The following is a 12,301-nucleotide window of genomic DNA, read 5'->3' on the forward strand; positions in this document are numbered from 1 at the left end:
AACGCATTGCCTATCCTGTATCTTTGTTCGGATCATGCGCTCCTTGATCCAGGAGACACGTTCCATGACAAACATGCACGCCAGGCGCCGTAGCTTCCTTGCTTCGGCGGCTGCAATCGCCGCGTTCGGCGCCTGGGCGCAGGGCGCCTCTTCGGTTTCGACCAGGATGGTGATTCCATTCGCCGCCGGTGGCGCGACGGACGTCCTCGGCCGCGATCTGGCCCAGGCCATGAGCGCCGCCCTGGGACAGCCTTTCATCATCGAGAACGCCGGCGGCGGCGCCGGCGTGCCTGCCATGCAGAAGGTGACAGGCTCGAAGGCCGATGGCCATACGCTGCTCTTCGCCGCCTCCGGCAACATCACGGCACAACCCCTGCTGCAGAAGCCGCGTGTGGACATCCTGACCCAGCTCACGCCGGTGGGGATGATCGCCACGGCACCACACGTGCTGGTGGTGACGGCGAAGATGCCGTTCAAGACGATCGCGGAGCTGGTTGCGTATGCCAGGGCACATCCGGGCCAACTGAACTTCGGCTCTGCAGGCGTCGGGGGATTGGCTCACCTCGGCACGGAACTGTTCGCGCGCGCCGCGCAGATCGACATCAAGCACGTGCCGTACCGCGGGGCTTCGGCGGCGACCACGGACCTTGTCTCCGGCCAGATCCATGCGATGTTCGGAACCATGCCTTCGTTCACCGGCATGGCCCAGAACGGCTCGCTGCGGGTCATCGGCCTCACCGCCCCCAGCGCCGCAGCACCTCTGAAGGGGATCCCCTTGATTTCGAACACCGTTCGCGGCTTCGGCTACAAGAGCTGGAATGCCATCTTCGCGCCCAACGGAACGCCGGCGCCCGTCGTCGCGCGCCTCTATGCGGCGATGAAGAAGGCGTCGCTCGACCCTGGGGTGGCCAGGCGTTTCGAAGAACAGGGGGTCGACATCGAGCTTGCGGACGCGGCCGAGCTCACCGACATGATCCGCAAGGAGACCGGACTTTGGGACAAGGTGATCCGCGAAGCAAACATCCAGGTGAACTGATCTCCATATGTCGCAATTCGCCTCTTCCGAGGCCGTGCCGAGGGTGACGCGCCTGTCACCGGGAGCACGTCCCGTCGCGGTACCGAGCTTGCGAAAATTCCTGTCGTTGCAGGATTTCGAAACAGGCGCCCGGCGCCACCTGCCGCGCCCGCTCTTTGAATACATCGCCGGCGGAGCAGAAGACTCGGCGTCGCTGCACGATAACCGCGCAGCGTTCTCGGAGTTCGGTTTCATCACGCGAGTGCTGCGCAACGTGTCCGGCCGCAGCCAGGCGGTCGATCTTCTGGGGAGGCGCTACGCATCACCGTTCGGCATCGCGCCGATGGGCATCAGTGCGCTCAGTGCGTATCGCGGCGACCTCGTGCAGGCCCGCGCAGCGGCGGCCGAGGGCGTGCCGATGATCATGAGCGGCTCCTCACTCATCCCGCTGGAAGAGGTGATGGCCGCGGCCCCGGAGACGTGGTTCCAGGCTTACCTGCCGGGCGAGACCGCCAAGATCGAGGCGTTGATCGACCGCGTTGACCGTGCGGGCGTCAAGACGCTCGTGCTGACGGTCGACACCGCTGTGCTCGCCAACCGCGAGAACAACATCCGTGCAGGCTTTTCCACGCCCCTGCGACCGGGCTTGCACCTGGCGTGGGAGGGGCTCACCCACCCGCGCTGGACGATCGGCACCTTCCTGCGGACGCTCGTTACCCACGGGATGCCGCACTTCGAGAACTCGTACGCGACCCGTGGCGCTCCGATCCTCTCGTCGCGGGTGGCACGTGACTTCGGTGCCAAGGACCACCTGGATTGGGAGCACCTGGCCCTCATCCGCCGCAAGTGGAAGCGCACCCTGGTGGTCAAGGGCATCATGAACCACGAGGACGCACGCAAGGTGCGGGACATGGGCGCCGACGGTTTGATCGTGTCGAACCACGGCGGCCGCCAGCTCGATGGCACGGTCTCGCCGCTGCGCGTACTGCCCGAGGTTGTCCGGGCGGTTGGCGCCGACTTCCCGGTCATGATGGACAGCGGCATCCGGCGCGGGACGGACGTCCTGAAGGCGCTCGCACTTGGCGCCAGGTTCGTGTTTGTCGGCCGCCCGTTCAACTATGCGGCCGCCGTCGCCGGCGAAGAGGGCGTGCGCCATGCAATCCGCATCCTGGCCGACGAAGTCCAGCGTGATCTGGGCCTGCTCGGTCTGACCTCCATTTCGGAAGTACACGATGCACAGTTGCGCGACCTGGCACTCGCGAGGGATGGTGGCCATGGGCTGCAAATGCAGTCTGGTTCAGGCCGCTGAAGGCCTGGCACCGATAATGGGGGATGAGCTCCTCTCCTTCCCCTTCTTCCCCTTCTTCCCCTTCTTCCGCCGGCAATACCGACTTCGCCAGCCTGCCCCTGAATGCCGCCGTGCTGGCCAACCTGCAGCAGCTCGGCTACCTCAGCATGACGCCCATCCAGGCTGCCAGCCTGCCGGTGGCGCTGCTGGGCAAAGACCTGATCGCCCAGGCCAAAACCGGCAGCGGCAAGACCGCCGCCTTTGCGATACCTCTGCTGGCCAACCTCAATGCACGGCGCTTTGCCATACAGGCCATGGTGTTGTGCCCCACGCGAGAGCTGGCCGACCAGGTGGCGACCGAGATCCGCCGTCTGGCGCGGGCCGAGGAAAACACCAAGGTGGTGGTGCTGTGCGGCGGTGTGCCGCTACGCAACCAGACCGCCAGCCTGGAAAACGGCGCGCACATTGTGGTGGGCACGCCCGGCCGCATCATGGACCACCTGGCGCGCGGCAATTTGACCCTGGAAGCGCTGAACACCCTGGTGCTCGATGAAGCCGACCGCATGCTGGACATGGGATTCTTCGAGGACATCGTCACCGTCGCCAAACAGTGCCCGAAAGAGCGGCAGACACTCCTGTTCTCGGCAACCTATCCTGAAGGCATTGCCAAGTTGAGCCAGCAATTCATGAAGGCGCCGCAAACCATCACGGTGCAGGCGCAGCATGAAAAAACCAAAATCCAGCAGCGCTGGTACCAGGTGCCGGACAGCGACCATGACGAAGCCCGCTTGGGCGCCGTCGCGCAGGTGCTGCGGCATTTCCGTCCGGCCAGCACGCTGGCGTTCTGCAACACCAAGTCGCAGTGCCGCGCACTGGTGGCCTACTTGAAAGAGCAGGGCTTCAGTGCACTGGCGTTGTTCGGCGAGCTGGAGCAGCGCGAGCGCGACCAGGTGCTGGTGCAGTTTGCCAACCGCAGTTGCTCGGTGCTGGTGGCCACCGATGTGGCCGCCCGCGGCCTGGACATCGCGCAGCTTGCAATGGTCATCAACGTGGATGTGACGCCCGATGCCGAGGTACACATCCACCGCATTGGCCGCACCGGCCGCGCCGACGAAGAAGGCTGGGCCATCAGTCTGGCCAGCATGGACGAGATGGGTTATGTCGGGAAAATCGAGGTGCTGCAAAAGGCTGAATCCGAATGGCACAAACTGACCGAGCTGACGCCGGCCAGCAATGAACCGCTACTGCCGCCCATGGTGACGCTGCAGATTGTGGGAGGCCGCAAGGAAAAAATCCGCGCCGGCGACGTGCTGGGCGCGCTGACCGGCGAGGCCGGCTTCACGCGCGAGCAGGTCGGCAAGATCAACGTGAATGAGTTCTCCACCTATGTGGCGGTGGACCGTGCGATTGCTGCCGAGGCCCTGCACAAGCTGTCTACCGGGCGGGTCAAGGGAAAAAGCGTGAAAGTGCGGCTGCTGGATGACGAGCCAGAGGGCCGCTGACCTGGATTTTTAAGCCAAATCGGCCTCCAGCCCATACCTGACGGGCGCAAGCAGCTATTGAATTAATAGCAATTGAGGAGTTGGGTCATGCCGGCAGCCCTGACATGTAGGCGCCCATGCCACCCGCAAGCCGGACGCCGCGTGGTCATGGCGGACGCCAAAGCCGCAAACCGCCGCAAATCGCCGGTATCCGCCTCGAAGAGGTCCACAATGACTGGTACACCAGATCAGCGCGCTTTGCGCAGGTGCCCGCTTGCGGCGAGCGCCACGCTGACAGGCTCCCTTCATTGATTGACGATTGCGCGGCGGCAGGCTTGCTCCAGGCCTGACCCTTGCGCAACGGCAAGGAAAGAATCCATGGTCAGGCTCCAGTTTTCCGTCGAACTCAACTACGACGTCGCGCCTCCGGGCGGCGACTTCATCTTCAACGTCCACGCGGCGCACACGCAGCAGCAAATCGTGCAGGCTGAAAACCTGCAGGTCAGCCAGCCGGTGCCCTTCACCATCGACACCGACCCGGCGAGCCGGAACCGCTACCTGCGCCTGCAGGCCCAGCCCGGCCCACTGAGCGTGCGCTATGAAGCCACCGTAGACATTTACCACTACACAGCGGCGCCCGGTGAGCTGGGCGAGGTGCCGGTCTGCCAGCTTCCCGGTGCCGTGCTGCCCTACATCTACCCGAGCCGCTACTGCCAGTCCGACCGGCTGCAGAAGCTGGCCTCCAACGAGTTCGGCCATTTGCAGCAAGGTTACAGCCGGGCAGAAGCCATCTGCCAGTGGGTGCAGCAGCGCGTGAGTTTCGAGTCCAACAGCTCGCACGGCAGCACCTCGGCGATCGACACGGTGGTGGAGCGCGTCGGTGTGTGCCGCGATTTCGCGCACCTGATGATTGCGCTATGCCGCGCCCTCAACCTGCCGGCGCGTTTTGCCACCGGCATTGATTACGGCGCCGACCCCGCGCTCGGCCCCACCGACTTCCATGCCTATGTCGAGGTTTACCTGGGCCATCGGTGGTACCTGTTCGATCCGTCAGGCACCGCCATTCCCATGGGCTTTGTGCGGTTTGCCACCGGCCGTGATGCGGCCGACGCGGCTTTTGCCATGTTGTTCGGCAGCGTCACGTCCAGTGCGCCCATCATCCAGATCCAGGCCATTCCTGATGGCTATGGGCAACTGGTCGTCCCGCAGCGCGTGAACCATGCGCTCTCGACCGACGGCCTCTGAGGGGCGTCGCGAAAGGTGCCTGTTACCGGCCGGCAATGGCCGCGCGGTTTGACGCGAGGACGTTGTTTTTTTCCAGCCGTCCGCCGGCCTGGACCGCGGCGATCCAGGCGTCGGTGGAGCCTGTGGCGGCAAAGCGCGAGTGAAACACCACGCTGAACACGCGGTGGATTTCTTCGGCACTGGCCCGGCCAGCCTCGTTGGCATACGGCAGTGCGCCACTGGCATCCTGCAAGAACTCCACATGCAGGCCGCGGTGCGTGGCCTCAAAAATCGTGGAAGCGTCGCAGTTGTGTGTCATGTAGCCGATCACCGTGAGGGTGTCGATGCGGTTTTTTTCCAGCCATGCAGCGAAGTCGGTGCCGGTGTAGACGCTGGGCCAGGATTTTTCAACGTAGTGGTCGCGCGGGCGGCTGGCCACGGTCTCATGCAGTTCCCACAGGGGGGAGCCTTTGGCGAACAGCGGCGACGCGGCCGATTCGCTGTGCTGCACCACCACCACCGGAATACCCGCAGCGCGCGCCGCGTCCATGGCGCGGCCGATATTGGGCAAGGTTTTTTCCACCGGCGGGTATTCGATGAGCAGGCCGCCGCCGCTGAAATATTCCTTTTGCACATCGATGACGACGAGGGCGCGGCGTGGTGCTGCGGGCTTTGAGTTCGGGATGGCCATGTGTTTGCTCCTGCGGGTTGTTGCTGAATCAAGTGATCAACGAATGCTGATGGTGTGATTGTTGGGCTGGGGGAGCTTTCATGAAAGTGGCCCAATTGACAATATTCGATAGAATCGGGTCATGTCGAAAAACACACTTTCACAGGTGCCGACCGCTGGCAAGTCACGCATCAAGTCGCGCACCACAAGTCAGCTCAGCACGGTCGCTGTGGTGGCGTTTGACGGCATCAGTCCGTTCCACCTCTCCGTGCCGTGCATGGTGTTTGGCAACGATTTTTCAGGGCCAGACCTGCCGCGCTTCAGGCTGCTGGTGTGCGCCGAAACGCCGGGCAGCCTGCGCACGACCGCCGGTTTCACCATTGCGGTGGAGCACAGCTTGAGCGTGCTGGCCAAGGCGCAAACCGTGGTGGTGCCGTCGTGGCGGGACCCGATGGAGCGGCCGTCCGAAGCCCTGCTCAAGGCTTTGCGTGCGGCGCACAAGCGCGGCGCGCGCATCGTCGGGCTGTGCCTGGGGGCTTTTGTGCTGGCCGAGGCCGGCTTGCTGGACGGCCGGCCTGCCGCCACGCACTGGGCGCTGGCGCCGGCTTTTGCCGAGCGCTATCCGCAGGTCAGGCTGCAGCCCGATGTGCTGTATGTGGACGACGGTGACGTGCTGACCTCGGCAGGCACGGCCGCCGGCATTGATTGCTGCCTGCATTTGCTGCGCCGGGACTTCGGCGCAGAAACCGCCAACCGGGTGGCGCGCCGCATGGTGGTGGCGCCGCAGCGGCAGGGCGGCCAAGCGCAGTATGTGGAGCAACCCCTGCCTGCCACAGGCTCCGACCACCGGCTGTCGGCCATCCTGGCGTGGGTACAGGAAAACCTGCGCCAGCCCCACAGCCTCGACACGCTGGCGGCGCGTGCCCTGATGAGCCGGCGCACCTTCACCCGGCATTTCCGGCACATCACCGGGACCACCGTGGGCCAGTGGCTGACCAGCCAGCGCCTGGCGCTGGCGCAGCGGCAACTCGAATCAACCGGCCGCTCGATGGAGCAGATTGCCCTGGATGCGGGATTCGGCTCGGCGGTATCCCTGCGGCAGCACTTTGCGGCGACGCTTGGTACCTCGCCGTCGATGTACCGGCGCGAGTTCCGGGGTGACTGATGTTGAGAAAATGAGGCTGTTAGCCAATGGTGACAAGCGCAAGCAGCTATTAAAATAATAGCAAATGAAGGACTTTAAAAGCAGCCGGACGGGACGGCCGCCCGGCCCTGCCGGTCAGGGTTTTGCCGCGGCAGCCTTGGCCGCGGCGCGGCGGCGTTCGAGGAAGGCCTGCAACTCACCGATCACGCCCTTGCGGAAGGCGAGCACGCACAGCACAAAGATCGCGCCGATGATGACGGTGACCCAGGAGCCGACCTTGTCGGCCAGCAGGTTCTGCAGCGCGATCACGATGCCCGAGCCCATGACCGGGCCGAAGAAAGTGCCGACGCCGCCCAGCAGGGTCATCAGGATGACCTCGCCCGACATGGACCAATGCACATCCGACAGCGTGGCAAAACCCATGACCAGGGTCTTCATCGAACCGGCCAGGCCGGCCAGCGCGGCCGACAGCACAAAGGCCAGCAGTTTGTAGCGGTCGACGTTGTAGCCCAGCGAGATGGCGCGGGGTTCGTTTTCGCGGATCATCTTGAGCACCTGGCCGAAGGGCGAGTGCACGATGCGCGAGATGAACAGAAAGCAGGCCACAAAAATCGCCACCACCACGTAATACAGCGTGACGTCGGATTCAAGCGGCAGCAGGCCGAACAGCTTGCCGCGTGGCACGCCCTGCAGGCCGTCCTCGCCGCCGGTAAAGCTCGCCTGCAGGCAGACGAAGTAGACCATCTGCGCAATCGCCAGCGTGATCATGGCGAAATAAATGCCCTGGCGGCGGATGGCCACCAGGCCGACCAGCAGGCCGATCAGCCCGGCCGCCACCGCGCCGGCCAGCAGAGCCAGTTCGGGTGTCCAGTTTTGCGACTTGATGAACCAGCCGGTGACATAAGCGGCAGAGCCGAAGAATGCGGCATGGCCGAACGAGAGCAGGCCGGTAAAACCCAGCAACAGGTTGAAGGCGCAGGCGAAGAGCGCAAAGCACAGCAGCTTCATCACAAACACCGGGTAGAGACCCAGGAAGGGCGCAGCCAGCGCAAAAGCCAGCAGGACGAGGTAAGTGATGCGCAGCATGTTGGCGGCTTTGGTGGAGAGGGCGCTCATGGTCAGGCTTCCTTTCCGAAGAGGCCGGCGGGCCGGAACATCAACACGATGACCATGATGACGAATACCACGATGTTGGACGCTTCAGGATAAAACACCCGGGTCAGGCCTTCGACGATGCCCAGGCCCAGGCCGGTGATGACCGAGCCGAGGATGGAACCCATGCCGCCGATCACGACGACGGCAAAGACCACGATGATCAGGTTGGAGCCCATCAGCGGGTTGACCTGGATGATGGGCGCGGCCAGCACGCCGGCCAGGGCTGCCAGGGCGGCGCCCGCGCCGTAGGTCAGCATCACCATCATGGGGACGTTGATGCCAAAGGCCTGCACCAGCGGCGCGTTTTCGGTGCCGGCGCGCAGGTAAGCGCCCAGCCGGGTGCGTTCGATCAGGAACCAGGTGCCCAGGCAGACTACCAGCGACACCACGACTACCCAGGCGCGGTAGATGGGCAGGCGCATGAAGCCGAGGTCCATGGAGCCGGCCAGCAGGTCTGGCACGTTGTAGTTCTGGCCCGAGACGCCGTAGATTTCACGGAAGACGCCCTCGAGCACCAGCGCCAGGCCGAAGGTCAGCAGCAGGCCGTAGAGCGGGTCCAATTTGTACAGATGCTTGAGGAAGAGCCGCTCAATGATGACGCCGAGAATGCCGACCGTCAGCGGCGCCAACACCAGCGCGAACCAGTAATTCATGCCGAACTGGTCCAGCATGATCCAGGCGGCGAAGGCGCCCAGCATGTAGAGCGCGCCGTGCGCAAAGTTGACGATGCCCAGCAGGCCGAAAATCACCGCGAGCCCCAGGCTCAGCATGGCGTAGAAGGCGCCATTGACCAGGCCCAGCATCAGCTGGCCCATAAACGCTTGCAGGGGAATACCGAAAATTTCCATGGGAACCTGTCAGGACACCGATACCGTGAGTTGTGGCGGGAGCGCAAGGGTTTTTCAAAGAAGCAGCCGGTCATTCTGCATTTCTGCGAAATGACCGGCTGGATCGAACCCTCGTTCTACCCCGTTTTTTGTTTTTTCGTCAGTTCAACGTTTGCGCAGTTGCAGTGATGCTTTACTTCTTGAGAGCCGAGCACTTGGATTCGGCCACCGTGGTGAAAGCCTGCTCGCCAGGCACCTTGGCGATGGTCTTGTAGTAGTCCCATGGCGTGCCCGAATCCTTGGAGCTCTTGACTTCATACAGGTACATGTCGTGGATCATGCGGCCGTCGGCGCGGATCTGGCCCTTGTTGTAGAAGTCTTCGATCTTCATGCCCTTGAGCGTGCTCATGACCTTGTCGGAATCGGTCGTGCCGGCGGTTTGCACGGCCTTCAGGTAGCTCAGGGTGGCGGAGTAGTCGGCCGCCTGCAGGCTGGAAGGCATGCGCTTGTATTTATCGAAGAAGCGCTTGGCGAACTTGCGCGAGGCGTCGTCCTGGTTCCAGTACCAGCTGTCCGCCAATTGCAGGCCTTCGGTGTTGGCCAGGCCCAGGGAGTGCACGTCGTTGATGAACACCAGCAGGCCGGCAACCTTCATGGTCTTGCCGATGCCGAATTCCTTGGCGGCCTTCATGGCGTTGGTGAAGTCGCCGCCGGCATTGGCCAGTGCCAGGATTTGCGCCTTGGAAGACTGCGCCTGCAGCAGGAAAGACGAAAAGTCCGAGGCGTTCAGCGGATGGCGGACGGTGCCGGCGACGGTGCCGCCGTTGGCCTTGACCACGGTGGAGGCATCGCCTTCGAGCGAGTAGCCGAACGCATAGTCGGCGGTCAGGAAGTACCAGCTCTTGTTGCCGGCCTTGACCAGCGCGGAACCGGCGACCTTGGCCAGCGAGACCGTGTCGTAGGCGTAGTGGATGGTGTAGGGCGAGCAGTCTTCATTGGTCAGGCGGGCCGAGCCGGCGCCGATGACGAGGAAGGGCTTTTTCTTTTCGGTGGTGACTTTGGACATGGCCAGCGCCGTGCCGGAGTTGGTGCCGCCAATCAGCATCTGCAGGCCATCCTTGTCGATCCACTCACGCGCCTTGGATGATGCAACGTCGGCCTTGTTCTGATGGTCGGCGCTCAGCACTTCGATGGGGCGGTTCAGGACCTTGCCGCCGAAATCCTGCACGGCCCACCTCAGCATTTCAGCGCCGGCGGGGCCGTCGATGTCGGCGTAAAGGCTGGACATGTCGGTGATGATGCCGATCTTGATCGGGCCGGTGTTCTGTGCGAAGGCTGCGCCTGTGAGGCCAAGGGCGAGTGCGGCGGCAAGTGCTTTGAGTTTCATGATGTCTCCTGTTATGGATGGGGGGTGAACTGGGGGGGACCAAATGAGGACTGAAAAGGGATTCGGCGCACCCGGCCTCAGACGCCGAGGTATTCCTGCAGCATGCCCATGTTTTGTGTCAGCTCGGACTGCGCAAATTGCTTGACGATGCGGCCGTGCTCCATGACATAGAAGCGGTCGGCCAGCGGCGCGGCGAAGCGGAAGTTCTGTTCGACCAGCACGATGGTGTAACCCTTGGCCTTGAGCGTGAGGATCATCTCTGCCAGCTTCTGCACGATGACCGGCGCCAGGCCTTCGGAAATTTCATCGAGAAGCAAGAGGCGCGCGCCTGTGCGCAAAATGCGCGCCACGGCCAGCATCTGCTGCTCGCCGCCGGACAGCCGCGTGCCGGGGCTGCTGGCGCGTTCCTTGAGGTTGGGAAACATTGCGTAGATTTCGTCCAGGCTCATGCCGCCGGGCGCTATGGTGGGCGGCAGCATCAGGTTTTCTTCGGCTGTCAGGCTGGCGAAAATGCCGCGCTCTTCAGGGCAGTAGCCCACGCCCAGCCGGGCCACCTTGTGCGGCGCCAGCTTGATGGCTTCTTCGCCGTTGATGCGGATCGAGCCCTTGCGTGCACCCGTCATGCCGACGATGGCGCGCATGGTGGTGGTGCGGCCGGCGCCGTTGCGGCCCAGCAGTGTTACCACTTCGCCTTCGTTGACGCTGAGGTTCACGCCATGCAAGATGTGCGACTCGCCGTACCAGGCGTGCAGGTCTTCAATTTTGAGAAGTTCTTTGGTCATAGGGCCAACATCCTGGTCGCCACAGAGGCAAGAGGTGTAGTGCAAGCAGGGGCCGCGGAACCGGCTTTGCCGGGCCGCAGGCGCAGCGCCCCCTCGGGGGGCAGCGTATTACACGAAGTGAAAAGCGTGGGGGCCAGCATCTCTAGTGCGCCCCTTGAAGCTCGGTGTTCGCTGTGCCCATATAAGCTTCGATCACCAACGGATTCGCTGACACTTCTGCATAAGGCCCGTCGGCAATGATGGCGCCGCGCTGCAGCACCGTGATGCGATCGGCGATCGACGACACCACGTTCATGTTGTGTTCGACCATCAGGATGGTGCGGCCGGCCGAGACTTTCTTGATCAGCTGCGTCACGCGGTCCACGTCTTCGTGGCCCATGCCCTGCGTGGGTTCGTCCAGCAGCATCAGTTCGGGTTCCAGCGCCAGCGTGGTGGCGAGTTCGAGCGCACGCTTGCGGCCGTAGGGCAGGTTCACGGTGAGCTCGTCGGCGAAGTCGCTGAGGTCGACCTCGGCCAGCAGCTCGCGAGCACGGCCATGCAGGTGAAACAGGGTGTCTTCCGCTTTCCAGAAATGGAACGAGGTGCCGAGGTTGCGCTGCAAGGCGGCGCGCACGTTCTCCAGCACCGTCATGTGCGGGAAGACCGCAGAGATCTGGAATGACCGCACGATGCCGCGCCGCGCGGTCTGCGCGGGTTGCTCAAACGTGATGTCATTACCGTTGTAGACAATGCTTCCGCGCGTGGGGATGAGGAACTTCGTCAGCAGGTTGAAGAAAGTCGTCTTGCCGGCGCCGTTGGGCCCGATCAGCGCATGGATATGCCCTCGCTGGACTTTCAGGTCCACGTTGTTGACCGCCACGAATCCCTTGAATTCCTTGGTCAGTCCTCGTGTTTCGAGAATGAACTCCACTGACAAATTGGCTCTCCGGAAGATGGGTTGGATATCACGGGCGCAAGGTGCCGCGGCGGCTGATGCGGCAGCAGGCGCGAACCCGTGAAACACAGGTGGTCATCCTAGCCACCCACCCTCCGAGGCGGTACCGGGTCAGACCCTTAAGTAGTTTTGCGTGATCCCCTAAGGCCCCCACGCTCCCCATTGCGTGTGGTTCGCGAGGCCTTGCAGGCCGCAGCTTGCGAGACGCTTCGCCTCTGTCGCCCGTCCAAGCCTGCGCAGGCAGGCTTGGAGCCGCGGGCTCCAGCCCCTCGGGGGCGCTGCGCCTGCGGCCCGGCAAAGCCGGTTCCGCGGCCCCTGCTGGTTTAAGAGTTCAGCGGGCCCAACCAAACGGGGGCCGAGGGTACGGCTTTGCCGGCCCTAGGCGCCGCCCCCT

General features: G+C 63.6%; 11 protein-coding genes. 5 read left to right on the forward strand and 6 right to left on the reverse strand.

Features of this window, described 5'->3' with window-relative positions; translation table 11 throughout:
• The first annotated feature begins 64 nt into the window (after positions 1-64).
• The 4 genes from AC1D13_RS11625 (at position 65) to AC1D13_RS11640 (ending at position 5,029) form a co-directional block, all read left to right on the forward strand.
• Positions 65-1,036, forward strand: coding sequence for a Bug family tripartite tricarboxylate transporter substrate binding protein (locus AC1D13_RS11625; RefSeq protein WP_477689561.1), 972 nt, complete (start codon positions 65-67; stop codon positions 1,034-1,036).
• A gap of 7 nt (positions 1,037-1,043) precedes the next feature.
• A complete protein-coding gene (locus AC1D13_RS11630; protein WP_477689562.1) occupies positions 1,044-2,324 on the forward strand; it encodes an alpha-hydroxy acid oxidase in 1,281 nt (426 codons plus the stop codon).
• A 23-nt stretch (positions 2,325-2,347) separates the two neighbouring features.
• Positions 2,348-3,805 (forward strand): ATP-dependent RNA helicase DbpA, encoded by a 1,458-nt coding sequence (dbpA, locus tag AC1D13_RS11635; protein WP_477689563.1) that lies wholly within the window; start codon positions 2,348-2,350, stop codon positions 3,803-3,805.
• Positions 3,806-4,162: 357 nt separating this feature from the next.
• Entirely contained in the window at positions 4,163-5,029 is an 867-nt protein-coding gene (locus tag AC1D13_RS11640; RefSeq protein WP_477689564.1) for a transglutaminase-like domain-containing protein, read from the forward strand.
• A 22-nt stretch (positions 5,030-5,051) separates the two neighbouring features.
• On the opposite strand, the gene AC1D13_RS11645 is transcribed toward AC1D13_RS11640, so the two are convergent.
• Entirely contained in the window at positions 5,052-5,699 is a 648-nt protein-coding gene (locus tag AC1D13_RS11645) for a cysteine hydrolase family protein (RefSeq protein ID WP_477689565.1), read from the reverse strand.
• Positions 5,700-5,820: 121 nt separating this feature from the next.
• Here AC1D13_RS11645 and AC1D13_RS11650 point away from each other — a divergent pair, with 121 nt between their 5' ends.
• Entirely contained in the window at positions 5,821-6,843 is a 1,023-nt protein-coding gene (locus tag AC1D13_RS11650) for a GlxA family transcriptional regulator (protein WP_477666506.1), read from the forward strand.
• A gap of 114 nt (positions 6,844-6,957) precedes the next feature.
• On the opposite strand, the gene AC1D13_RS11655 is transcribed toward AC1D13_RS11650, so the two are convergent.
• The 5 genes from AC1D13_RS11655 to AC1D13_RS11675 form a co-directional block, all read right to left on the reverse strand.
• Positions 6,958-7,938: a branched-chain amino acid ABC transporter permease gene (locus tag AC1D13_RS11655; RefSeq protein ID WP_457281316.1), complete on the reverse strand. Its 981-nt coding sequence runs from the start codon at positions 7,936-7,938 to the stop codon at positions 6,958-6,960.
• Between the two features lie 2 nt (positions 7,939-7,940).
• The gene (locus tag AC1D13_RS11660; RefSeq protein ID WP_457281315.1) at positions 7,941-8,825 is read right to left on the reverse strand and encodes a branched-chain amino acid ABC transporter permease; all 885 of its coding nucleotides are present in this window, start codon (positions 8,823-8,825) and stop codon (positions 7,941-7,943) included.
• 172 nt (positions 8,826-8,997) lie between these two features.
• The gene (locus tag AC1D13_RS11665; RefSeq protein WP_457281314.1) at positions 8,998-10,191 is read right to left on the reverse strand and encodes an ABC transporter substrate-binding protein; all 1,194 of its coding nucleotides are present in this window, start codon (positions 10,189-10,191) and stop codon (positions 8,998-9,000) included.
• A gap of 77 nt (positions 10,192-10,268) precedes the next feature.
• Positions 10,269-10,973, reverse strand: a complete 705-nt coding sequence (locus tag AC1D13_RS11670; protein WP_457281313.1) for an ABC transporter ATP-binding protein — start codon at positions 10,971-10,973, stop codon at positions 10,269-10,271.
• 142 nt (positions 10,974-11,115) lie between these two features.
• Complete coding sequence (locus AC1D13_RS11675) at positions 11,116-11,889, reverse strand: ABC transporter ATP-binding protein (protein WP_477666507.1); 774 nt, start codon at positions 11,887-11,889, stop codon at positions 11,116-11,118.
• Positions 11,890-12,301: the final 412 nt, after the last annotated feature.

The organism is Polaromonas sp. P1_E12, from assembly GCF_056405975.1.

Bases quoted from the DNA above. Each gene is read 5' to 3' on its own strand.
- AC1D13_RS11645 (WP_477689565.1), bottom strand. From the start codon at position 5,699: ATGGCCATCCCGAACTCAAAGCCCGCAGCACCACGCCGCGCCCTCGTC.
- dbpA (WP_477689563.1), top strand. From the start codon at position 2,348: ATGAGCTCCTCTCCTTCCCCTTCTTCCCCTTCTTCCCCTTCTTCCGCC.
- AC1D13_RS11625 (WP_477689561.1), top strand. From the start codon at position 65: ATGACAAACATGCACGCCAGGCGCCGTAGCTTCCTTGCTTCGGCGGCT.
- AC1D13_RS11660 (WP_457281315.1), bottom strand. From the start codon at position 8,825: ATGGAAATTTTCGGTATTCCCCTGCAAGCGTTTATGGGCCAGCTGATG.
- AC1D13_RS11630 (WP_477689562.1), top strand. From the start codon at position 1,044: ATGTCGCAATTCGCCTCTTCCGAGGCCGTGCCGAGGGTGACGCGCCTG.
- AC1D13_RS11665 (WP_457281314.1), bottom strand. From the start codon at position 10,191: ATGAAACTCAAAGCACTTGCCGCCGCACTCGCCCTTGGCCTCACAGGC.
- AC1D13_RS11670 (WP_457281313.1), bottom strand. From the start codon at position 10,973: ATGACCAAAGAACTTCTCAAAATTGAAGACCTGCACGCCTGGTACGGC.
- AC1D13_RS11650 (WP_477666506.1), top strand. From the start codon at position 5,821: ATGTCGAAAAACACACTTTCACAGGTGCCGACCGCTGGCAAGTCACGC.
- AC1D13_RS11655 (WP_457281316.1), bottom strand. From the start codon at position 7,938: ATGAGCGCCCTCTCCACCAAAGCCGCCAACATGCTGCGCATCACTTAC.
- AC1D13_RS11640 (WP_477689564.1), top strand. From the start codon at position 4,163: ATGGTCAGGCTCCAGTTTTCCGTCGAACTCAACTACGACGTCGCGCCT.